22 protein-coding genes, 1 tRNA gene and 1 riboswitch are annotated in these 24318 nt (G+C 29.9%); of the genes, 8 read left to right on the forward strand and 15 right to left on the reverse strand.

Features of this window, described 5'->3' with window-relative positions:
- Positions 1-14: 14 nt before the first annotated feature.
- Entirely contained in the window at positions 15-1934 is a 1920-nt protein-coding gene (locus FGL08_RS10625) for an ABC-F family ATP-binding cassette domain-containing protein (RefSeq protein ID WP_138210767.1), read from the forward strand.
- A 63-nt stretch (positions 1935-1997) separates the two neighbouring features.
- Here the strand turns inward: FGL08_RS10625 and FGL08_RS10630 are convergent, their stop codons facing one another.
- Together FGL08_RS10630 and FGL08_RS10635 are read right to left on the reverse strand one after the other, a co-directional pair.
- Positions 1998-3272 (reverse strand): M14 family metallopeptidase, encoded by a 1275-nt coding sequence (locus FGL08_RS10630; RefSeq protein ID WP_138210768.1) that lies wholly within the window; start codon positions 3270-3272, stop codon positions 1998-2000.
- Between the two features lie 89 nt (positions 3273-3361).
- A complete protein-coding gene (locus tag FGL08_RS10635) occupies positions 3362-4183 on the reverse strand; it encodes a formate/nitrite transporter family protein (RefSeq protein WP_138210769.1) in 822 nt (273 codons plus the stop codon).
- Between the two features lie 186 nt (positions 4184-4369).
- Between FGL08_RS10635 and pdxS the strand changes: the two genes are divergently transcribed.
- Positions 4370-5239, forward strand: a complete 870-nt coding sequence (pdxS, locus tag FGL08_RS10640; RefSeq protein WP_138210770.1) for a pyridoxal 5'-phosphate synthase lyase subunit PdxS — start codon at positions 4370-4372, stop codon at positions 5237-5239.
- A 175-nt stretch (positions 5240-5414) separates the two neighbouring features.
- Here the strand turns inward: pdxS and tsaD are convergent, their stop codons facing one another.
- The gene (gene tsaD / locus FGL08_RS10645; RefSeq protein WP_138210771.1) at positions 5415-6437 is read right to left on the reverse strand and encodes a tRNA (adenosine(37)-N6)-threonylcarbamoyltransferase complex transferase subunit TsaD; all 1023 of its coding nucleotides are present in this window, start codon (positions 6435-6437) and stop codon (positions 5415-5417) included.
- A 184-nt stretch (positions 6438-6621) separates the two neighbouring features.
- Between tsaD and FGL08_RS10650 the strand changes: the two genes are divergently transcribed.
- The 3 genes from FGL08_RS10650 to FGL08_RS10660 all read left to right on the forward strand — a co-directional run bounded on the left by FGL08_RS10650 (position 6622) and on the right by FGL08_RS10660 (position 9468).
- Positions 6622-7245 (forward strand): RusA family crossover junction endodeoxyribonuclease, encoded by a 624-nt coding sequence (locus FGL08_RS10650; RefSeq protein WP_138210772.1) that lies wholly within the window; start codon positions 6622-6624, stop codon positions 7243-7245.
- Between the two features lie 248 nt (positions 7246-7493).
- Complete coding sequence (locus tag FGL08_RS10655) at positions 7494-8069, forward strand: type II toxin-antitoxin system VapC family toxin (RefSeq protein ID WP_171012056.1); 576 nt, start codon at positions 7494-7496, stop codon at positions 8067-8069.
- 181 nt (positions 8070-8250) lie between these two features.
- Positions 8251-9468, forward strand: a complete 1218-nt coding sequence (locus FGL08_RS10660) for a S1C family serine protease (RefSeq protein WP_243117979.1) — start codon at positions 8251-8253, stop codon at positions 9466-9468.
- Positions 9469-9500: 32 nt separating this feature from the next.
- Here FGL08_RS10660 and pepT read toward each other — a convergent pair whose 3' ends face one another.
- The 10 genes from pepT to FGL08_RS10710 all read right to left on the reverse strand — a co-directional run bounded on the left by pepT (position 9501) and on the right by FGL08_RS10710 (position 19193).
- Positions 9501-10727 carry a peptidase T gene (pepT, locus tag FGL08_RS10665; RefSeq protein WP_138210774.1) on the reverse strand — a complete coding sequence of 409 codons (1227 nt, stop codon included), beginning with the start codon at positions 10725-10727 and terminating at the stop codon, positions 9501-9503.
- Positions 10728-10756: 29 nt separating this feature from the next.
- A complete protein-coding gene (locus FGL08_RS10670) occupies positions 10757-11932 on the reverse strand; it encodes an NAD(P)-dependent malic enzyme (protein ID WP_138210775.1) in 1176 nt (391 codons plus the stop codon).
- A gap of 49 nt (positions 11933-11981) precedes the next feature.
- Entirely contained in the window at positions 11982-12611 is a 630-nt protein-coding gene (gene nth, locus FGL08_RS10675) for an endonuclease III (protein WP_138210776.1), read from the reverse strand.
- Positions 12612-12757: 146 nt separating this feature from the next.
- Positions 12758-13708, reverse strand: a complete 951-nt coding sequence (locus tag FGL08_RS10680) for an L-threonine 3-dehydrogenase (protein WP_138210777.1) — start codon at positions 13706-13708, stop codon at positions 12758-12760.
- Between the two features lie 25 nt (positions 13709-13733).
- Complete coding sequence (locus FGL08_RS10685; protein ID WP_138210778.1) at positions 13734-14927, reverse strand: glycine C-acetyltransferase; 1194 nt, start codon at positions 14925-14927, stop codon at positions 13734-13736.
- A 252-nt stretch (positions 14928-15179) separates the two neighbouring features.
- Positions 15180-15884 (reverse strand): lysophospholipid acyltransferase family protein, encoded by a 705-nt coding sequence (locus tag FGL08_RS10690; protein ID WP_138210779.1) that lies wholly within the window; start codon positions 15882-15884, stop codon positions 15180-15182.
- Positions 15885-15918: 34 nt separating this feature from the next.
- Positions 15919-16917 (reverse strand): tRNA epoxyqueuosine(34) reductase QueG, encoded by a 999-nt coding sequence (gene queG / locus FGL08_RS10695; RefSeq protein ID WP_138210780.1) that lies wholly within the window; start codon positions 16915-16917, stop codon positions 15919-15921.
- Between the two features lie 11 nt (positions 16918-16928).
- Positions 16929-18182 (reverse strand): NAD(P)/FAD-dependent oxidoreductase, encoded by a 1254-nt coding sequence (locus FGL08_RS10700; RefSeq protein WP_138210781.1) that lies wholly within the window; start codon positions 18180-18182, stop codon positions 16929-16931.
- 176 nt (positions 18183-18358) lie between these two features.
- Positions 18359-18434, reverse strand: a tRNA-Trp gene (locus tag FGL08_RS10705).
- Between the two features lie 138 nt (positions 18435-18572).
- Positions 18573-19193 carry a CBS domain-containing protein gene (locus FGL08_RS10710; protein ID WP_138210782.1) on the reverse strand — a complete coding sequence of 207 codons (621 nt, stop codon included), beginning with the start codon at positions 19191-19193 and terminating at the stop codon, positions 18573-18575.
- A gap of 276 nt (positions 19194-19469) precedes the next feature.
- On the opposite strand from FGL08_RS10710, the gene tsaE reads away from it, so the two are divergent.
- Genes tsaE through rimI form a run of 3 tightly spaced genes read left to right on the forward strand, consistent with a single transcriptional unit; the run spans position 19470 to position 21099 of the window.
- A complete protein-coding gene (tsaE, locus tag FGL08_RS10715) occupies positions 19470-19928 on the forward strand; it encodes a tRNA (adenosine(37)-N6)-threonylcarbamoyltransferase complex ATPase subunit type 1 TsaE (RefSeq protein WP_138210783.1) in 459 nt (152 codons plus the stop codon).
- On the forward strand, positions 19928-20641 hold the full coding sequence (gene tsaB / locus FGL08_RS10720) for a tRNA (adenosine(37)-N6)-threonylcarbamoyltransferase complex dimerization subunit type 1 TsaB (RefSeq protein WP_138210784.1): 714 nt from the start codon (positions 19928-19930) through the stop codon (positions 20639-20641). The genes tsaE and tsaB overlap by 1 nt, the downstream gene beginning before the upstream one ends.
- A 5-nt stretch (positions 20642-20646) precedes the next feature.
- Positions 20647-21099 carry a ribosomal protein S18-alanine N-acetyltransferase gene (gene rimI / locus FGL08_RS10725; protein WP_138210785.1) on the forward strand — a complete coding sequence of 151 codons (453 nt, stop codon included), beginning with the start codon at positions 20647-20649 and terminating at the stop codon, positions 21097-21099.
- A 102-nt stretch (positions 21100-21201) separates the two neighbouring features.
- Here rimI and FGL08_RS10730 read toward each other — a convergent pair whose 3' ends face one another.
- Together FGL08_RS10730 and FGL08_RS10735 are read right to left on the reverse strand one after the other, a co-directional pair.
- The gene (locus FGL08_RS10730; protein WP_138210786.1) at positions 21202-21840 is read right to left on the reverse strand and encodes an ECF transporter S component; all 639 of its coding nucleotides are present in this window, start codon (positions 21838-21840) and stop codon (positions 21202-21204) included.
- A gap of 94 nt (positions 21841-21934) precedes the next feature.
- A riboswitch (FMN riboswitch) is annotated at positions 21935-22052 on the reverse strand.
- A 60-nt stretch (positions 22053-22112) separates the two neighbouring features.
- Positions 22113-24281, reverse strand: coding sequence for a Tex family protein (locus FGL08_RS10735; RefSeq protein ID WP_138210787.1), 2169 nt, complete (start codon positions 24279-24281; stop codon positions 22113-22115).
- Positions 24282-24318: the final 37 nt, after the last annotated feature.

Genomic DNA, 24318 nt, shown 5'->3' on the forward strand with positions numbered 1-24318 from the left:
TGAAGGTGATAATAATGATAGTTCTTAGTTGTAATAAGATATATAAAAGTTATGGTATTGATGAAATATTAAAAGATATTACTTTTAGTATTAATGAAGGCGACAAAATTGGCCTAGTTGGTTCTAATGGTGCAGGTAAGTCAACCTTATTCAAAATACTTACTGGGAACTTAGAGCATGATGGTGGTGATATGTTTATAGATAAAAGTAAACAACTTGGATATTTATCTCAGAACCTATCTCTAGATTCCACTAAAACCATATATGAAGAAATGCTTACAGTTTTTGATGAGCTTATACGTCTAGAAGAAAAAATAAATAGACTTGAAAAGGAACTTAACCAACCATATGAAGATTCTAATACTGAGCATTATAATAGGTTAATAAAAGATTATACAAATTCTAGGGAGATTTATGAGCTTAAGGGTGGATATGTATATAAAGCTGAAATCTATAAAGTACTTTATGGATTAGGTTTTAAAGAAGAAAGTTTTTCAAAAGAAATAAATATATTAAGTGGTGGACAAAAAACTCGTGTAGCACTTTGTAAATTACTACTTACAAAACCTGAAATTCTGCTTTTAGACGAACCTACTAACCACTTAGATTTAGATGCTATAGAATGGTTAGAAGAATATTTAAAATCTTATAAAGGTAGTATAATAATTATTTCTCACGATAGATTTTTTCTTGATTCCATTACCAATAGAACCATAGAGCTCTTAAATGGAAAAATTGAAAGCTATAATGGAAACTATTCTAAATTCATAGAACTTAAAAAGAAAAATTATGAACTTCATATAAAAGCTTATGAACATCAACAAGAGGAAATTAAGCGCCAAGAAGAAATTATTAAAAGATTTAAATCCTTTAATAGAGAAAAGAGTGTCAGAGCTGCTGAAAGTCGTCAAAAAGCCCTTGATAAAATGGAAAAGATAGATGCTCCTTTAAAGGAAATTAAGTTAAAACCCTTCTCTTTTCATACTGATATAACAAGTGGTAGTGATGTACTATTTATCGAAAACTTAAGTAAAAGATATGGAGAGAAAGTACTTTTCAATAACTTAAGCTTTCAACTTAAAAGGGAAGAGAAAGTAGCCTTAATTGGAGAGAACGGACGTGGAAAAACCACATTATTTAAAATTCTATTAGATTTAGTTAAAGCAGATAGCGGTTATAGCTCTTTAGGTAAAAATGTAGATATTGGATACTACGATCAAGAACAATCCAATTTAAATCAAGATAAGACTGTTCTAGATGAAGTTTGGGATGACTTCCCACACCTTACCACTACTGAAGTTAGAAGTGCTTTAGCCTCTTTTTTATTTTTCGGTGATGATGTATTTAAAGTTATATCCTCTCTAAGTGGTGGTGAAAAATGTAGGATAAATCTATTAAAATTAATGCTTACAAAGGCAAATTTTTTACTTCTAGATGAACCAACAAACCACTTAGACATTCTATCACGTGAAGCTTTAGAAGATGCCTTATTAACTTATGATGGCACAATTCTTGTTATATCACATGATAGATACTTCTTAAATAAAGTTATAAATAAAATTTTAGAACTAAAAGTAGATGGAGTGCATGAGTATCTTGGAAATTATTCGTATTATATAGAAAAGAAATTAAATCCTACTCGTTTTAAAATAGCTGAAGAAGAATCTTCAGGTAAAACTAAAACCCAACTAACTCAAGAAAAGAAGAAAAAAAGAGAGTTAGAAAAGGAAGCAAAGCAAAAAAATATAAGAATAAAAAGCTTAGAAAAAGAGATAAGTTTAATAGAAGATGAAATAGCATCTCTTCATGCAGATCTTTGCAAAGAAGAAATATATTCTAATCCAGATAAAACCATAGAAGTAAATAATGCATTAAGCTCAAAAGAACTTACCCTTGAAGAATTATACGAAGAGTGGGAGAATCTCCTACAATAATCACGTATAGTTGAACTTTATAAAAGAGAGTAGAAATTTTCTCACTCTCTTTTATAAAAAGTACTATATTATAGCTGCCTCTAAAAGCACTTTTATATTATCATTGTATATTTTATCAAATTGGCTTATAGGTAGTGGGTTTTTACCTAATCCAACTTCTATAGTATAACCTGGCCTTCTAAATTCTTTTATAAACCAGTCCTTATATCCACCATAAGATGAAATACCAACAGTTTCTCCTAGCCTATACCCACTTAGTCTTGAAAAAACCTCTGCAATTCTCCTATTTTCCTCTCCTGCTAAGTCTTTATACTGCCAAAATATAACTTCGCCTTGACTATGATAGGCAATTACTAATCTAAAATTACCTTCCCTTGTGAACTTTACCATGGCCCTTGTTTCAGGTTCAGACTCTGGATAAGGTCCTCCATATCTAGTTGGACCTGGTCCATAAACTCCATACTCTTCTTCCGCTTTCTTAGCTTCCTCAAAGGATGCATTGTAATTATGATTTAAATCTACCCCTCTTATGTTGGCACTCCAATTTTTAGAGAAGTCTGTACTTCCATTATTCCATTGGATAAGCTGATTATAGTATGGATTATCTCTTGAAAGTCCATTTAAAACTAGATCTACCCCATCTGGGTTCACCATAGGAATTATATATATTGTTGAACTATCCCATATTTCCCTAGGAGAATAACTTTCTATATTTTCACCATTTATATAAGCTTTTAAAAAGTTTTCTGTAAATTTCATAAGTAAAGGTGAGGTTATCCACTCTAGGGCATGATGGGAAGCATTATAAGTAACTCTATTTGGGCCATTTCCAAGTTTTATATAATACAATTCTTTTCCTAGAACACTTTTGCCTATACTCCCTATTTCTATAAATGGATATAATCGTTTTAATGCCTTAATGTTTTCCTCCATAATTTCATAGGTATAATCTATATCAGTAGGTACTACCCCTAAGTTTCTATAAGGTATAATTAACTCTTGACCAATGGATAACATATCAGGATTCTGTATATTATTTGATATAACTATTTGATTTATTGGAACATTAAACATTTTTGATATACCACTTAAAGTATCACCTTGTTTTACAATGTAAGTTCTAAAGCCTTTATAATAGTCAGTTATTCTATTATAAGTTATATCATCTACTACTCCCGTTGGTAGTATACCTCTATCTCTTTGAAAACTTGAAACGGCATTTTTAGTTCTACTTCCATATATTCCATCAATATTTCCAACATTATAACCTAACTGTTTGAGCAAAGATTGCAACCTCTTTACCCTTGTACCTCTATCCCCTTCCTTTAAAATAATCAAAAAATCACCTCACATACTAGTTATATAATCAGCTTATATAATTAATATAGTTTTGGTGATTAATTTTAATTATTAGTTTTTTATTTAATTTATTTATTACGTTTATATATAAACCAATATGTAATTCCTATAAATATAGCCCCACCTATTATATTTCCTAAGGTAACTATAGATATATTCTTAAATAAATTTAAACCATTTATCATACTCAAGTTTTCTTTAGATAAGGTAGATACTGAGGTTAAGTTTAAATTTCCCTTACACAAATGTCCTAGAGATAAATAATACATATTAGCAACACAATGCTCAAATCCACTAATTACAAAAGCCATAATTGGAAAAAATGCCATGAATACCTTGCCAGTTATATCTTTAGATGCATAACTTCCCCATACAGAGCTGCATACTATAATATTACAAAGTATACCACTTAAAAGTGCCTCTTTAATACTTAGGCTCTCTTTTACATATGTGGTCTTCAAAGCATAAGCTTCAACCATACCTCCATTAGCTTTAATAGCACCACTATGATAAATTAAAAGTGCAAATAGAATAGCCCCTACAAAGTTACCTATAAAAACTAAGATCCAATTACTTATAAAATCTTTAAAGGTTATTCTCTTTTCTAAATACGCTATAGATAGTAAGTTATTTCCTGTGAAAAGTTCAGCTCCACATATTAATACTAATATTAATCCTACTGGAAACACGAATCCAGCTACTAATTTTGAAACCCCAAAATTTTTTATACTGTGAGATGCTACTGTAGAAGAAAAGGCTCCTATAGATATAAACACGCCTGCCATTATCCCAAGCAAAAACATATTTAATTTTCTACCCTTTGCCTTTTTTACCCCCACTTCAATAGTATAATCACATACTTCCCCCGGTGTTAACAATAGTTTCTCCATTTTTCTTCCCCCGTAATAATGTTATTCTAAACTATTATACTATAGAATAACTTTTTTTCTAGTACAATTCCATTACAATGTATGGGTACACTTTATTTTTTCTTATTTCTATTTTATACTTATATAGGAAATAGAATATAAAATAAATTATTCTTTATTTGTAAATTTTATATAGGGGGATTATATATGAATAACTATAATACTAACAAAAACTTAACTGAGATATTTAAGAATGGAGTTATAATGGATGTAACTAATGTAGAGCAAGCAAAAATAGCTGAAAAAGCTGGTGCTTGTGCTGTAATGGCTCTTGAAAGAGTTCCAGCTGACATTAGGAAACAAGGTGGCATTGCTAGAATGTCAGATCCTAAGATGATAAAAGAAATAAAAGAAGCTGTTTCAATTCCTGTAATGGCTAAAGTTAGAATAGGACATTTTGTGGAAGCTCAAATACTCGAATCCATAGGAATAGATTTTATAGATGAAAGTGAAGTTTTAACTCCTGCTGATGAAGCTTTTCATGTAAATAAAAGAGATTTTAAAGCTCCTTTTGTTTGTGGTGCTAGAAATTTAGGTGAAGCTCTAAGAAGAATTGGAGAAGGCGCTGCTATGATAAGAACAAAAGGTGAAGCTGGTACTGGTAATGTTGTAGAGGCTGTAAGACACATGAGAACCATGATGGATGATATAAAAAGAGTTAAAAATGCCTCTGAAGAACAATTAATGAGTATTGCAAAAGAAATGAATGCACCATATGATCTAATTCAGTATGTATGGAAAGAAGGAAAATTACCTGTGGTTAATTTCGCAGCTGGTGGTATAGCTACACCTGCTGATGCAGCTTTAATGATGCAACTTGGTTCTGAAGGTGTATTCGTAGGATCTGGAATATTTAAATCAGGAAACCCAGAACAAAGAGCTAGAGCTATTGTACTAGCTACAACTCACTATAATGATCCTAAAAAACTTGCCGAAATATCAGAAGACCTTGGTGACGCAATGTCAGGCCTAGTAATAGATGATTTACAATGTAAATATGCTGAAAGAGGATGGTAATTAGTAGAGAAGAGAAACTACTGTAAAGCCTAGTTCTCAATAGATCAAAAGTAAATATAGATAAATTAATCTATTTTATAAATACCTCTATGAATAAAAAACAGCTCTTATTTTGAATATATAGAAAAACATATCTATACTATTCTTATAAGAGCTTATTTTTATTTAAATACTGTTACCTCTGACCTAATTTTAAATTTGGTACAGCATTTAAAGTAAGTTCTGCAACTCTGCCTTTTTTATATTCGAAATATCCTGCACTTCCAATCATAGCTGCATTATCTGTACACAATATTGGGGATGGGTATAAAACTTTTATTCCTCTTTTTTCCCCTTCTTTATTTAGTTCATCTCTTAAAGCTGAATTACACGCAACTCCACCTGCCACTATAATTTTATCTACATTTTTTAATTTACATGCTTTCATAGCATTTTCTGCTAAAACTTCTACTACAGCCCTTTGGAAGGATGCTGCAACATCTTGATTTTTAACTTCTTCACCTTTCATTTTAGCATTATTTAAATAATTTAATACAGCAGATTTTATTCCACTAAAAGAAAAGTCTAAAGTTTCTTCTGAAAATTTAGCTTTAGGAAAATTAATAGCAAAAGCATTTCCTATTTTTGATATTTTATCTATTTTAGGTCCACCTGGATATCCAAGTCCAATTGCCCTTGCTACTTTGTCAAAGGCTTCCCCTGCTGCATCATCCCTTGTTTGACCTAAAACTTCAAACTCTCCATAATCTTTCATATATACAATAAAAGTGTGTCCTCCAGATACAATTAAACAAACAAAGGGAGGCTCTAAATTTTCATGCTCAATAAAATTAGCACAGATATGGCCTTCTATATGGTTTACACCTATTAATGGCTTTTTTAAAGCATAAGCTAAGCCTTTAGCATACTGAAGCCCAACTAAAAGTGCTCCAACAAGTCCTGGACCATAAGTTACAGCTATAGCATCAATCTCTTCCATGGTAATATTTGATTCTTTTATAGCCTCATCAACTACTGCACTAATTGCTTCTATATGTTTTCTAGAAGCTACCTCAGGTACAACCCCACCAAACTTTTCATGTGTACTTATTTGTGAGGATATAACATTAGACAAAACTTTCCTTCCATCCACTACAACTGCTGCAGATGTTTCATCACAACTTGACTCTATAGAAAGTATTTTTATACCTTTTTCCATGTTAATACTACCTCTTTTCAATAACTCTATTTAAATTTCATATTTTATGTTTTGTTTTTATATTTATTACATCTGTATATTATACTTTATATATTATATTACTTCAAGAACATAGCATTTTACACTAATATATTAAAATGTTATAATAAAATACTAAAGAGAATATATGTTTGGGAGGATATATATGAATAGTACATATGCTAAAATTATTGTACAAGGATCTCCTATTTCTAAATCTAATTTTAAACTATTTAATGTAAATGGTAGAGCTATTCTTCCGTGTAACTCTGGTAAATATCATGATAGATATGCCCTTTACGAAGAGGAAATAGCATTAAATGCTAGAGCTCAGAACCCTGAAGTAGTTATAGAAGAATCTGTTATTGCCATTTTAAAAGTTTATTATAAAAGTAGTAAAAGACATCCTGACACAAATAACATAACTAAAAGTATTTTTGATGGTGTAGAAAAAAGTGGACTTATAATAAATGATGCTCAAATAAGAAGGATTATTATAGAGGAATTTTATGATAAAGAAAATCCTAGATTTGAATTAGAGCTTTTTGCAGAAAGTAAGTATAATATGCAATACAATATTAATTTAAACTCTTTAGAGAAAGAGCCTATATTATACTCTCCACCTCCAAACTCTAAGAAAAATAAACCTAAAGCCTTAAATGTATCTAAAAATAATTCTAATTCTTCCATATGTAATATATGTAATAAAACATATTCAAATTCTGAATTAATTTCAGCCGATAAGGGAAAAACCTTAATTTGCAAATCTTGCTTTAAAAAACTCTTTTAAAGTCTATAACTTAAGTAATATATAATTTAAAAGAAGTTATATATAAACACTTATAGTAATAAACATATAAAGAACGAAATTTTAAAGGAGATTTAATATGTATACTATAAAAAAGCAAAATTTCCATCGTAGATTTCATCATGAATTAAAGGCTAGAACTTAATATAGATATTTATAACTACCCTTTTAATCAGTGTAACTTTAATTCTTCAACCACAATCATGATGGATACCTGCTTTATTTTAACCTTGCTTTATGATAATGATCCTAAAAACAAAGAATGCGCTAACTTAATTACAGCTTTAATGCTCTCAAAGTGCAAGTTATTTGTAACTGATATGACTGCAGCTGAAACCATGAATCAAATAACTAAAAAACTTTTTCTTACAGATATGAAGTATAAGGCTAATAGAGTAATTCCCTTAAATACAAAATCTAATATTAATCTAATTTGTTCCTGTTTTAATAAATATCATAGGAAAATTATAAAAGATAAAAAGTTTGAAAAATACAAGGACATACCATTTAATAAATATTTTTATAATATTTTAAAAAACCCGTGGAAAAAAGATCTGCTAAAAATCTATTTTGATAAGTCAGTAGAACTATATGCCTATTTGGAAAACATACTGAAATTTGAATATCTAAGTATAACCAAGCCCTGTATAGATATTTCTAAGTACTTTATAACTGAATATATGCTTTCAGTGAATGATTCTTTTCATCTTGCCTGTGCCCAATATCATGGTGTCCAGTACTTCTTAACTTTAGATAGAGACTTTGAAAATAATATCTTTACAACGGTAAAATTACTTAAAATATAAAAGATGCGTAATAAATACAATTGCGCATCTTTTATATTTTAATAAATAGTCTTTTATTATTAATGTTATTTATAAACTATTAAAATTTATTTTTTAATTTTGTCACTTAGTTGTCACAATAAGGTATTATTATTAAACTAAAGATTAAGAGTATAATAATTTACATAGGAGGATAAAAACTATGGGTATGTTTTCCAATGACAATGATAATAATACTTCTATAAATGTAAATAAAGACGATTTTAAGGAGGTAAATGAAAATACTATGAATAATGATTATGAAAATATAAAAAAGAAAAGAAGATCTGGCAAAGTTTTAATTTATATTTTGGTAGGTATCCTTTGCACAACTTTAGGTGGTGTAGTATCATCCATAGCCACTATAAACTATTTAAAAGATAATCCTAGTATTATAAATAAAAGCTCATCTCCATCTAATAACAACACATTAAATAGTAAAAATACTCCTGTAAACACTTTACAGCAAATGAGTGTTGCAGATATAGCTAAAAACGTAGGACCTACAGTAGTAGGTGTATCTACAAAAGGTTTTCCTAAGACCTTAGCTTGGGGAGCTGAAGTTCAACAACAAGAAGGCCTCGGTTCTGGAATAATCTTTGATAAAGAGGGCTATATATTAACTAATAACCATGTAATTCAAGGTGCTAAAACAATAAAAGTAATATTTAATAATGGAAAAGAAGTTCCAGCAAAACTTATAAATTCAGATCCTAGTTATGATGTAGCTGTAATTAAAATAACTGAAAAAGTTGATATGCCTGGTGTAGCAAACTTTGGTGATTCTGATTCTTTAATTGTAGGAGAGCCAGCTGTTGCAATAGGTAATCCTTTAGGTAGAGATCTTTTAGGTTCTGTAACCACTGGTGTTATAAGTGCCGTAAATAGGACTATAGATGAAAGAAATAAAGACTTAAAACTAATACAAACTGATGCCGCTATAAATCCTGGTAACAGTGGTGGACCTCTTGTAAATTCTAAAGGTCAGGTAATAGGTATAAACACTGAAAAAAGAGTTGGTAAAGGTGTTGAAGGTTTAGGCTTCGCTATACCAATTAACCAAATTAAACCTAAAATACAAAACTTAATGACACCTAAAGTAATGGTTGGTATCTTAGGAAGAACTGTAACTAAGGAAGATTCTAAACAATATAACATACCAGTTGGTGCATATATTTCTGAAGTTGTCCAATATGGACCTGGTGAAAAAGCCGGTTTAAATCCTGGGGACATAATAATTTCTGCTGATGGAAAAAAGATAACTTCCATGGAGGACTTAGATAAAGCTAAACAAGGACGTAAAGCAGGAGATACCATAAACTTAAAAGTATATAGAGATGGAAAAGAAGTATCAATAAAATTAAAATTAGAAGCGCAATAGAAAAAACAGGCTAATATTAGCCTGTTTTTTAACTATCTATTTGCATATATTTCTATTATTTTAACTATTACCTCAGTTGCTTTTTCCATTGAATATACTGGCACAAACTCATATTTTGAGTGGAAGTTTTGTCCACCTGCAAATATATTTGGAGTTGGTAATCCCATAAATGATAATCTAGCTCCATCTGTACCACCTCTTATTGGTTGTACTATTGGCTCTAAACCTACTTCTTTAACAGCTTGTATACCTGTATCTATAATATGTTTTTCTGGCTCTAGTTTTTCTCTCATATTATAGTATTGATCATAAACTTCAACTTCAAATATTCCTTCGCCATATTTTTTATTTAAATCTTCCCCAACTTTTTTAATAGTTTCTTTTTTGCTTTCAAACTTTTCTCTATCAAAATCTCTTATAATGTATTCTAACTTAGTTTCTTCTACATTTCCTTCTATACTATCTATATGATAGAATCCTTCATATCCACAAGTCTTCTCTGGTCTTTCAGCTTCAGGTAGCATAGACATAAATTCTTGTGCTAAGAAGATTGAATTTACCATTTTTCCTTTTGCATAGCCTGTATGAACATTATTTCCATGTATAGTTACTTTTGCTCCAGCTGCATTAAAAGTTTCATACACGAACTCTCCAACTTCACTTCCATCTAAAGTATAGGCAAAATCTGCACCAAATTTTTTAACATCAAAATGGTCTGCACCTTTTCCAACTTCCTCATCTGGTGTAAAGCCAACTACTACTTTTCCATGTTTTATTTCTGGATGTTCTATTAAGTATTCTATTGCAGTTACGATTTCAGCTATTCCTGCTTTATCGTCAGCACCAAGTAGAGTTGTACCATCAGTTGTTATTATAGATTTTCCGATATATTTTTTTAAATCAGGTGTATCCTTTACTGTTAATACTATATTTTTTTCTTTATTTAAAACTATATCTCCCCCATCATAATTTTCAACTATCTGAGGTTTAATATTACAACCAGGCATTTCAGGACTTGTATCCATATGAGCTATAAATCCTATAGTTGGGATATCTTTATCACAATTAGCTGGAAGTTCTGCCATAACGTATCCATTTTCATCAACAGATACATTTTTCATCCCCAATCCTTCTAGTTCTTTCCCAATTTCTTTTGCTAATATCAACTGCTTTGATGTTGATGGTACAGTATTAGAGTTTGGATCTGATTGAGTATCAAAAGACACATAATGCAAAAATCTCTTAACTAAGTTTGACATTTACATTAACCCCTTTCATGTAATCTATATTATTTTATTCTAGCTATTCCAGTTTCGATAGCTATTCTTTCAACTTCCTTAGCTACTGAATCTGCTACTGTTTTATCTAAAGCATATGGAATTATAAATTCTTCATTTAACTCTTCTTCTTTAACTAAGTTAGCTACTGCCTTAGCTGCTGCAAGTTTCATATCATTAGTTATTTCTTTTGCTCTTACTTTTAAAGCACCTTTGAATATTCCTGGGAATACAAGTACATTATTTATTTGATTTGGGAAATCTGATCTACCTGTAGCTATAACTCTTGCACCTGCTTCTTTTGCTTCATCTGGCATTATTTCTGGTGTAGGATTTGCCATAGCAAATATTATAGAATCTTTATTCATAGTCTTAACCATTTCTTTTGTTAAAACTCCTGGTCCTGAAACTCCTATGAACACATCTTTTCCTTTAACAACATCAGCTAAAGTACCCTTTTCAAGATTTTTATTAGTAATTTCAGCAATTTCAGCTTTTGAAGCATTTAAATTAGAAGCTCCTTTAACTATTGCACCTTTACTATCACACATTACGATGTTTTTAGCACCAGCACTTATAAGAAGTTTACAAATAGCAATTCCAGCTGCTCCTGAACCATTTATAACTACACCAATCTCATCAATAGATTTTCCTGTAATTTTTAATGCATTATATAAGCCAGCTAAAGTAACAATAGCTGTACCATGTTGGTCATCATGAAATACTGGTATGTTTAATTCTTTCTTTAATGTTTCTTCTATATAAAAACATTCAGGCGCTTTTATATCTTCTAAGTTAATTCCACCAAATACTGGTTCTATTAGTTTAACAGTTTTAATTATTTCTTCTGGGTCTTGAGAGTCTATACAGATTGGGAATGCATCTACATCACCAAATTCTTTAAATAATAGTGCTTTTCCCTCCATAACTGGAAGTCCCGCACCTGCTCCTATATTCCCTAAGCCTAGAACTGCACTTCCATTAGTAACTATTGCTACTGTATGGCTTTTTATTGTATAGTCGAATATTTTTTCATTATCCTTTGCAATTTGAAGGCAAGGTTCTGCAACACCTGGAGTATATGCAACTGCTAAATCTTCTCTTGTATCAACCTTAATTTTGCTTATTACTTCAAGTTTACCCTTATTTTCTTTGTGTACTTTTAACGCTTGTTCACCATATGACATAATCGAAACGCCTCCTAATTTTTCTATATAAAATTTGTATTAATTTATATTATAAACTTCTATAATAATCACAATGTGGAACTAAAGGACATTCATCACAATTTGGTTTTCTAGCCTTGCATATTTTTCTTCCATGCCAAATTAAGTAATGATGGGAATCACTCCATTTTTCCTTCGGTATGTTCTTCATTAATTCTTTTTCTACCCTACCTACATCTTCTCCCTTTCCTATACCTATTCTATTAGACAGTCTAAACACATGGGTATCTACTGCTATAGCTGGTACACCAAAGGCATTGGAAAGAACTACGTTAGCAGTTTTTCTTCCTACACCGGGAAGCTCTATTAACTCCTCCATAGTTTCTGGGATTTCACCTTTGTACTTATTTATAATTATTCTTGTAGCTCCTAAAATATTTTTACTCTTATTTTTATAAAAACCACAAGATTTTATTTTCTCTCCTAATTCTTCTTCACTTAGAGAAACTATCTTATCAGGTGTTCCATAATCTTTATAAAGTTCACCACAAACTTTATTTACTCTTTCATCTGTACATTGTGCTGATAAAATTGTGGACACCAATAGCTGATATGGAGTATCAAAATCTAATCCACATTTTGCCCCTTTATAGGTTTCCTCTAAGATTTTTAATACTATATCTATTTCTTTTTTATCCATTTTACCACCTTTATCTTCGTTTTATATTTTAATTATAACATAAGGCAATATAATTATTATAGATTTAGTATTATGTAATTAAACTCAATTTTAAACAAAAGAGCTCGAGCGCACTAGTGCAACTTCAAGCTCTCTTTATTATAATCCTAAATTCCTTTTGCTTTTAATTTTTCTAACATATCAGCAGTCATTTTTGCTAGATCATATTCAGTTTTGAAGCCCCATTCTTCTTTTGCTGCTGTGCAGTCAATTGAATCTGGCCAGCTTTCTGCTATAGCTTGTCTTACTGGATCTACATCATATTCCATTTTAAATTCTGGTATATGTTTTCTTATTTCTGCTGCAATTTGTTCTGGTTCAAAACTCATAGCCGTTATATTAAATGCATTTCTATGTTTTAATTTAGCAGGGTCTGCTTCCATTAAATTAACTATAGCATTTAATGCATCAGGCATGTACATCATGTCCATATGAGTTCCTTTTCCTATATAACTTGTATATGCTTTGTTCTTTAATGCTTCATAATAAATATCTACAGCATAATCTGTAGTTCCTCCCCCTGGAGGCGCAACGTATGAAATTAATCCTGGGAATCTAACTCCTCTTGTATCTACTCCAAATTTTTTGAAATAGTAATCACATAATAATTCTCCCGAAACTTTAGTTACACCATACATTGTTTGAGGTCTTTGTAATGTATCTTGTGGAGTACTTACTTTTGGAGTTGATGGACCGAAAGCACCTATTGAACTTGGAGTAAAGAATTGGCACTTTCCTTCTCTAGCAACTTCTAGTGCGTTTACTAAACCACCCATATTTATATTCCAAGCAAGTTGAGGTTTTGCTTCTGCAACTGCAGATAATAATGCAGCTAAATGAATTATAGAATCTACGTTATTATCTTTAACAATACTACTCATTTTTTGAGCATCTAGTACGTCTAAAATCTCAAATGGACCACTCTCAACTGTTGGATTTCCTTCTGGTTTTCTAATATCAGATGCTATTACATTATTAGTGCCATATACATCTCTTAGTTTTGCAACAAGTTCACTTCCAATTTGCCCTAATGAGCCTGTAACTAATATTTTTTTCATTATATTCCCCTCCAAAATGTATAGTTTATTTTATAATCCCCATTTCTTTACCTACTTTTTCGTAAGCTTTTAGAGCATTATCTAACATTTCTTTAGTATGAGCTGCTGTTGGCATATTTCTAACTCTTCCTGTTCCCTTTGGAACTGTTGGGAATACTATTGACTTAGCATAAACCCCTTCTTCATACAGTCTCTTACTAAATTCCTGAGCCTTTGTCTCCTCACCGATTATACAAGGAGTAATTGGTGTTTCACTATTTCCAATATTAAAGCCTAATTCTTTTAAGCCTTTCTTCAAATAGTTGCCATTTTCCCAAAGTTTTTCCCAAAGCTCAGTACTTTCGGTTAAAATATTTATAGCTTCTATACAAGATGCTGCTGCACCTGGAGTTAATGAAGTTGAGAATAGGAATGGTCTACCTCTAACTTTTAACCAATCTATAAGATCCTTCTTACCTGCTACATATCCGCCAACAACCCCTATTGCCTTAGATAATGTACCTATTTGGAAGTCTATTTTATCAGAAAGTCCAAAATGCTTAACTGTTCCAGCACCTTTTCCTAATACTCCTGAACCATGAGCATCATCTACATATGTTATTAAATCAAATTCTTCTGCTATTTCTACAATCTCAGGAAGTTTTGCTATATCTCCATCCATTGAAAAAACTCCATCAGTTATAACCATTATCTTGTTATATAAACCTGATTCTTTTGCTTCTTTAGCTTTTTCTCTTAAATCATTCATATCTGAATGGTTAAATCTTATAATTTTAGCTCTTGATAATTTACATCCATCAATAATAGAAGCATGGTTTAATTCATCAGATAATATAGCATCATTTTTGTCCATTACAGCTTGTATTGCTGCCATGTTACAGTTAAATCCTGATTGGAATGCTATAGCTGATTCTGTGTGTTTAAATTCTGCAAGTTTTTGTTCAAGTTCAACGTGCACCTGTAATGTTCCATTAATTGTTCTAACTGCCCCTGCACCAACACCATACTTTTTAGTAGCTTCTATATTAGCTTCAACCATTCTTGGATGAGTAGCTAGTCCTAAATAGTTATTAGATGAAAGATTTACAAATTCCTTCTCATCAATTGTAATCATTGGTCCGTTTGCACTCTGTAAAGGATTTATAACATTATATAATCCTTTTTGTTTTAAGTCCTCTAAATTTTCCTTTAAAAATTTTTCTAAAATTTTGCTAGACATTAAAACACCTCCACAATATAACTTTGCTTTTGTTTAAAGCAAATAATTTATTTGTCTTTATTTATATATTATTAAGTAAAGTAAAACTTTTGCAATAAAAATTGCATTTGCATATTTATCATACTCTATTATTGTTACTTTTTCAATGATTTGTTTTAATTTTGACACACTTTAATTTATTTTAACAAAAATTTAAATTATTATAAATAATAAAAATAAATAGTTGTAATTCAACTATTTATTTCAGAAATATTATTTTGAATAAACTCCTCTGTATTCTTCAGGGATTAGCTCTGCTATGCTATACATAATTTCATTTATAGCTCTCTCTTCATATACTTTTTTATCTTCATCACTTTCTTTTTTAGGCATAAAAAATTGTTTTCCTATGCTAATATTTACGTCAGCATAGTTAAACTTTTCACTACTCATATCTCCCTCTTTATTAATAGGTAATAATTTTTCCGTTCCATATAATCCTATTGGAACTATAGGTGCTTTTGTAAGCTTACTGATAAGAAGTATACCTTTTTTAGCTTGTATCATTTTACCTGTTCTACTTCTAGTTCCTTCTGGGAATATAATAATATTTTCTCCCTCTTTTATAAGATTCATTATATTTTTAAGTCCCTCTTTATCAGCAGTATTAGGTTTAATTGTAGTTGTCTTATGTATACCTATTGCTAAATTAGTAGTTGGATCGTTAGATAACTTTATTCCTGCAACAAAGGTAGGATCAAAGTCTTTAAGTACTTTACCTAAAATAAGTCCATCAGAGTTGCTTAAGTGATTACATATAAATATTGTAGGTGTCTTAATACCTTTTAAATTCTCTAATCCATTTATTTTTATATTTGCATACTTATTAATATTTTTATCTACAACTTTTCTTGCAAGAAAATGAACAATCCCTTCTGGTAATATAGAAATTAGTTTGGCCATTGTAGGAGATATCATACGTTCCCATTCCTTTCAAAATATTTATCTTATTTTACTTTAAGTTTTTTATTTTATTATAATATTCTTCAACATATGGAGAGTTAAATTTATCAATATGAGGAATTTCCTTTTTAATATTCTTTAAAGCTATAAAAGTATTTCTTGTAAGAATATTTTTTCCTCTCCATGAACATGCTATGCTTTTATATTTTTCGTTGAAAGTTCTTTTATCTAGAGTACTAAGCTCTTCTAAGTTTGGCTTCTTCATATATTCTATGGGTTTAAAAGCTTCTAAATTACTTTTTTTTATATTTTGATTGAAAGGACAAACATCTTGACAAGTGTCACAGCCCCAAATCCTTCCCCCTATTTTTTTTATCCATACATCCTCTAACTGTTTTTTCTGATTTATATACGATAAACATACATTAGAATTATTATTTATTCCACTTGCATTGTTTTTCGTATCCCAATTTAATATAGCCTTTGTAGGACAAGCTTTAGTACACTTATTACATTCACCACATTTATTTTTAATTGGTTTATCCTCTTCTATATATAGATCTGTAATTATCTCTCCAAGGAAAATATATGAACCGTACTCTTCTGTAATTAAACAATTATTCTTACCGATAAACCCTACACCAGATTTCATTGCAATATACCTCTCTGGTAGTGGATTATTATCTACAAAACATTTATAATTACCACCTAGTTCTACTATATATTCTCCTATTTTATTAAGATATTCTTTTACTATTATGTGATAATCCATCCCTAATGTGTATTTGGAAAAATAAATTAAATCCTTTTTTACATCTTCATAGAAATATGGAAATGCTATTGATATTATAGTTTTTCCTTCTTTCATAAGAAGTTTAGGATCTATCCTTTTCTCTATATCCTCTTCTTCAAATTCATTAAGTATTCCTTTTTCTTTTTTATATTTTAAGAACTTTTCTAGGTCATCAAATCTTTTACATTCAATAAAACCAATGTTATTTAATCCTAAAGAATTACAAAACTTCTTTATTTTATCCTTAAGTTCCATAAACACCTCTTTTACTTTTCACATATTTCTACTAAAACTTTATCTTCCCTATAATTTTTTAGTAGTTCTTCTTTGCTTAAAGTAATTACTTCCATCTTGCTTGGTATGACTTTCTTCTTATGAATTTCTATAAAATTATCTCCAAAGCTAAACCTAATTTTCACATTCTCATATTCTTTAGATGAACGAAACTTAAATTCAACATTCTCATCTATATTTCCTATGTGAACAATTTTAGGTAGTATATATGAGATTCCTCTCCCCTCGGAAACTTTAAAACTCTTCTTATTATCTAGTTTCTCTAATACATATTTTGTAGCACTTTTTCCTGCCAAAAAACCTTCTCTAGTAACATCATCTACATAGTCATGTAGATGTACTATATTCCCAGCAGAAAAAACACCTTCTATATTACTTTGCATGCTTTCATCTACTTCCGTACCACCTGTTATTCTATTTATCCTTAAACCCATATTTTTAAACAATTCTCCATCAGGCACTAATCCTACTGAAAGCACTACAGTATCACAACAGATAAATTCTTCTGTTCCTTTTATTACTCTTTTATTATCATCAACTCTTGCTATTGTTACTCCATTCACTCTCTCTTTGCCATTTATATCTGTAATGGTATATTTAAGTTTTAGAGGGATATTGAAATTTTTTAGACATGTATAATAATTTTCCTCTAGTCCACCACAGTAAGATAAATTTTCTATTACAGCTTTAACTTTCGCACCTTCTAAAGTTAGTCTCTTTGCCATAATAAGCCCTAAATCTCCCGAACCTAGTATTACTACTTCTTTCCCTGGCATTACTCCTTCTAAGTTTATTAAACGTTGAACCATTCCAGCTGTAAATACTCCAGCAAAAGCACTTCCTGAAACCTTAGCTACTCCTCTAGTCTTTTCCCTACAACCCATAGCTAAGACAAGAGCTTTACATTGTATTTCTATAACTCCTTCTTTTCCATTAACCGCTAATATTTTCTTATTCTTATCAATTTCTAAAACCATAGTTTTAGTTTTATATTCTATACCTAGTTTTTTTACTTCTTCTATAAATATAGAAGCGTATTCTGGCCCTGTAACTTCTTTATTAAAAAGGTATTTCCCAAACCCATTATGTATACATTGGTTCAGTATACCTCCTAGATAGTTTTCTTTCTCTAATATAAGTACCTTATCTGCACCTTGTTTTTTTGCTCCTATAGCAGCTGCAAGACCTGCAGCGCCACCTCCTATAATCACTACATCATAATCCATCTTTGAATCACCTCAGAAGATCATAAAATATTTATAAGCCACTAACTTTCCTAATATATTATAGACTTATAAACAGTCTTAAATCAATTATTTATTTATGATAAAATTAAAAATGACTAAGCAGTATAAAACTGGCTTAGTCATTCAAATGCTGTATCAATTTTTTAAATATTAACTGGCAGGGGCAGCAGGACTTGAACCCGCAACCAACGGTTTTGGAGACCGCTACTCTACCAATTGAGCTATACCCCTAAACACATGATAAATTATATCATGGTTGTTTGGTAAAATCAACATATTTTTTTCAATTTCTACATTTAATATATTATTATTTAATCAAGAAAATATAAAATATTAATAAAAACTAAAAATATGCTTTAGATAAATTTATTATTGTACCTTAAAACCTGCATCTCTAATTTTTCTTAATATATCATCAAAATTATCTGCATTTACTCTAATTACTATTTCCTTAACCTCAGTTAAACTTTTAGGGTCTACAACTACAAAACTTATAATTCTTGCATTATTTTCTGTGATTATTTTAGAAAGCTTTGAGATTTGTCCGGGAATGTCATGAGCTATAACAGATATTCGCTTACCTCTATTAAGGCCAAATAATTCAGTAAACTGTTTAAAAACTGCATTATGAGTTATTATGCCTTCGAATTGATTAGAGGCATTTATAACTGCTACAAATGCTGTATTTTTAGTAGCTAAAAAATGTGATGCTTCTTCAATTTGAGCCATGGGATTAATTCTTGGTACATCTTCTCTTAATACATTTTCAACTAAAAATTCTTCTAGGAGACTTTTTTTATCTAAATTCTTTTCGAAGTAAAATGTATAAATTCTTTCTTTTGAAATAGTACCATAAAATTTGTTCCCCTCTGATACAGGAATAGATAAAAATTTATGCTCTTCTATAAGTTCTAAAGCCTTTTTCACAGTCTCCTTTGGCGAAACTGTAATCAATTTTTCCTTAGGTAGCATTAAATTATTTACAAACATTTATGACCCTCCCTTATTAAACCTTTATAAAGTTATACCTTATTTAATATTAACTAGGTTTTTTATTTTTTAAAACTAAAAACAAATTTAGTTAAATTTCTTTATATTATACAATATTTTTCTGAATTTTTAAAGTATTCTTTAAATTATGCTTTAGGCTTCTATTATATATATTCCTATATGATTAATAATATTATTAGTTTTTTTATTTAATATTCTCATTATCTCCCTTAACTTTTTTATTATATTAGGATAGAATATTATAGAGGTGAGAGTATGAATTTATTAGTTAATTCTGTAGAAGAAACTTATAATCTTGGAGTTAAATTAGGAAAACTTTGTGGTAGTGGAGATATTATCTGTCTTATAGGTGATTTAGGAACCGGTAAAACCCATATGAGCAAAGGAATTGCTAAAGGACTTGAAATTGAAGACCATATTACAAGCCCTACATTTACTATAGTTAATGAATATCTTGGAAGACTTAAACTTAATCATTTTGATGTATATAGAGTTAATGATCCTGATGAAATAGAAGCCATTGGCTTTGACGAATATATATTTTCGGACTCAGTTTCTATTATTGAATGGGCCAATTATATTGAAGATTTGATTCCTAAGGAAGATGCGCTCTATATATACATAAATAAAATTCCAGAAGAGTCTCCTAATACTAGGGAAATAATTTTTAAATATATAAATAAAAAATATGATTATGTAAAGGAGCTACAATAATGAAAATACTAAGCCTAGACTCTTCTAGTGAAAGTGCAAGTTGTGCTTTGCTAGAAGATAATAAACTTTTAGGTGAGATAACTTTTAATTATAAAAAACAACACTCTGTAATTATTATGCCTATAATAGATTCCCTACTTAAAAATACAGAAACATATATTACTGATATTGATGGCTTTGTTATATCCAAAGGCCCTGGTTCCTTTACAGGCTTAAGAATAGGAATGGCTACTATAAAAGGATTAAGTCAAGGACTTAACAAACCTTTAACTAGTGTATCTTCTTTAGATGCTTTAGCCTATAATTTAGCCTTTTCTGATGGAATAATATGTCCTATAATGGATGCCTTAAGAAATACAGTATATACTTCTATATATAAATTTGAAAACAATAAATTAATACGACTATGCGATTATATGGCTATTCATATAGATGAACTTATAGAAAAAGTTAAAGAATACAACTGTAAGGTAACTTTTATTGGTGATGGAACATATAAATTAAAGCAACACTTAATAGATAATCTCTCTGGTGCGAATTTAAATTTTGCTCCAACACATTTAAATCTAGTTAAAGCCTCTTCCCTTGGGGAGCTTGGATTAAATTCTTTAAATGAAGGTACTGCAGAAAATATATTCGCCTTATCTCCTATTTATTTGAAGAAGTCTCAAGCCGAAAGAGAATACGAAGAAAAACATAAAGAAGGTGTATAGACTTTATGAATTCCTGTAAATTTGTATTTAAGAATATGGAACTTTGTGATATAGAAGATACATATTTGGTAAATACCTTAAGTTTAAAAGTTCCTTGGAGTATAGAATCATTTAATGACGAATTAAATAACAATCTTGCACACTATATAGTATGTAAATGTGGAAAAAGTGTTATTGCATTTGCAGGAATGTGGATAATTACTGATGAGGCTCATATAACTAATGTAGCTGTTCACCCTAAATATAGAAAAATGGGAATAGGAAGCTCCTTAATAAAAGAATTAAAAAAAATTTGTATACAACATAGTGTTTTGCATATGACCCTAGAGGTAAGAGAATCTAATCTAAATGCACAAAGACTTTATCTTAGAGAAGGTTTTAAAAACTGTGGTATTAGGAAAAGTTTTTATACTAGCCCCATAGAAAATGCTATTATTATGTGGAGTGATATAATTTAAATCAGTATACAATCTAATTTATATATTCTAATAAAAATCAGTAGCTAATTTTTAAACTTTGTTATTATTAGCTACTGATTTTTGTATTCTTAGTTAGACTACTTATTTATTATCAATATTCAATTTATTCTTATGCTTATTATTTAAAATTACTGGTGCTAAACTTTTATATAACCCCATAGAAACTAAAGATACTATAAAACCCTTTAGTAGATTAAATGGAATTATAGACCAATATATTAGACTTTTAAAACTATTTACATTTCCATTTACCTTACTAGCCATTTTTACAAAGGAATCAACAGATACTCCATAAAGATTAGCATATGCAGGCATAAATATATAGTAATTCATAATTCCTGCCACTAATGCCATAACGATTGTCCCAGTTAATAATCCTAGAATAGCGCCCTTTTTACTCCTATTTTTAATATATATATGGCTTGATATATATATTAAAAATACACCTACAGAAAAGTTTGCAACTTCCCCTATGAAAGCAGTTTTAGTCATTAATATACCATGTAACAAGTTTTTAAGTAACAAAATTAAAACTCCCGCAATTGGTCCTAGTGCAAATCCTCCAAATAAAGCTGGTATGTCACTTAAATCAATTTTTAAAAACTCAGGAAATAAGAATGATAATGAAAGTTCTATTTGCATTAATAATAAAGATATTACAGCAAGCATAGAAACTTTAATTAACACACTTAATTCTAGTTTTTGGTTTGATCTTTCCATTTTTATTCCCCCAATAAAAGATATTTTTTTATCTTTCAGGGTGAGGCATAACAAAAAAGCCCTGAAAAAATTCAGGGCAAATACACATACTTATACCTCTCTTCTTTCATCCAGACTTTAACTGTCGGCCTCGGAATTTCACCGAATCATGCTATAAATAGCTCGCGGGCTTTACCGCCGGTGGGGAATTACGCCCCGCCCTGAAGAGTAACTTATTTTTTTATTTTCTAAATTTATTATACTATTTAATTTTAAACTTATCAACCTTTTACTTACTTCATGCTAAGAGAAATTCTACCTCTTTTTTCATCTACATCTATAACTCTTACCTTAACTATATCTCCTACCTTAACTACATCTAAAGGATGTTTAATAAATTTATCTGCAAGCTGACTTATATGAACCAATCCATCTTGATGCACTCCTATATCTACAAATGCACCAAAATCAGCTACATTTCTAATGGTTCCCATAAGTTCCATCCCAGATTTTAGTTGACTAAGCTCTAAAATTCCTGTCTTAAATATAGGTTTAGGTAATTCTTCTCTTGGGTCTCTACCTGGTTTCTTTAATTCTTTTATTATATCTTTTAACGTCGGTACACCTATTCCTATTTCTTCACCTAAACTATCAATACCATATTTAGTTGCTCTCTCTTCTATATCTATAAGTCCGCCTTTTTCTAGTTCTTCTTTTGAATAATTAAGTATATCTAAAAGTTTTTTAGCACCTTCGTATGATTCTGGATGTACACTAGTATTGTCTAATGGCTCTGGACTTTCCATAACCCTAAGAAAACCAGCACATTGTTCAAATGCTTTATCTCCTAATCTCTTAACTTTTTTAAGTTCTTTTCTATTTTTAAACTTACCATTTTCTTCTCTATAAGCAACTATATTTTTTGCAATAGTACTATTTATCCCTGAAATATAAGATAATAGTGATGGTGTTGCCATATTTAAATCTACACCCACATTATTTACTGAGTCTTCAACTACACCCTTTAGAGATTCTTCTAATTTTTTCTGTCCAACATCATGTTGATATTGCCCTACCCCTAAAGATTTAGGATCTATTTTAACTAACTCAGCTAACGGATCTTGAAGTCGTCTCCCTATTGAAATGGCTCCCCTTATTGATACATTAATATCTGGGTACTCCTTACTAGCAAGTTCTGAAGCCGAATATACAGAAGCCCCAGATTCTGAAACTATTACATAATAAACATCTTTATTATGATTTTGTTTTACTCTTTTTATAACTTCACCTATAATTTCTTCTGATTCTCTACATGCAGTACCATTACCTAAGGAAATAACGTCTACATTGTGTTTTACTATAAGTCCTATTAATATCTCAATAGCCTTTTCCTTATCATTGTTAGGAAGCGTTGCATATACTGTTTCTATACCTAATACCTTCCCTGTATCATCTAATACTGCAATTTTACACCCAGTTCTAAACCCTGGATCATATCCTAAAACCACTTTACCTTTTATAGGTGCTTGCATTAAAAGAGATTTTAGGTTGGCTTTAAATACATTTATTGCACCTTCTTCTGCCTTTTCTGTTAGTTCACTTCTTATTTCTCTTTCTATAGAAGGATATATTAATCTTTTCAGAGAATCCTTTATACTATTTTCTATATACTTATCTGTATTTTCATTTCCTTTTTTTATTTTACTTTCTAAATAATTTATTATTTTTCCTTCTTCTATGGAAATTTTTACAGATAGTATTCCCTCTTTTTCACCTCTATTTATAGCTAAAATTCTATGTGATGGCATTTTTTTAACATTTTCATTATATTCATAGTACATTTCATAGGTCTTAGCTTCATCTTTGTCCTCTTCTTTTGAACTCTTTCTACACTGAATAATTCCTTCTTTTCCAAGCAAATCTCTTATCCATTTCCTATGCTCGGCTTCATCAGAAATTATTTCTGCTATTATATCTTCAGCACCTTTGATTGCATCCTCAATACTAGTTACCTTTTTCTCTTCATTAATATAAGACTGTGCAATACTTCCTATGTCACCTGTACATTCACCAGATAAAATTAATTCTGCTAAAGGTTTTAAACCTTTTTCCTCTGCAATAATTGCTCTAGTTCTTTTCTTAGGTTTATACGGTCTATATAAATCTTCTACTTCAGTTAAAGTAGTTGCTTTCTCTATTCTAATTTTAAGCTCATCTGTTAATTTTCCCTGTTCTTCTATGGATTTCGTAACAGTTTCTTTTCTTTCATCTAAATTTCTTAGATATTTAAGCCTTTCTGCTATTTCCCTTAGCTGTACGTCTGTTAATCCACCAGTTCTTTCTTTTCTATATCTAGAAATGAATGGCACAGTATTCCCTTCATCTAGCATAGATATTACATTTTCTATTTGAAACTTCTTTAAGTTAAATTCTCCACATAAAGTATCTAAAATATTTGACATATAAAATAACACTTAAAAAGTGTTGCCTCCCTTCAAT

It is taken from the genome of Hathewaya histolytica, assembly GCF_901482605.1.
GTDB classification, from domain to species: domain Bacteria; phylum Bacillota; class Clostridia; order Clostridiales; family Clostridiaceae; genus Hathewaya; species Hathewaya histolytica.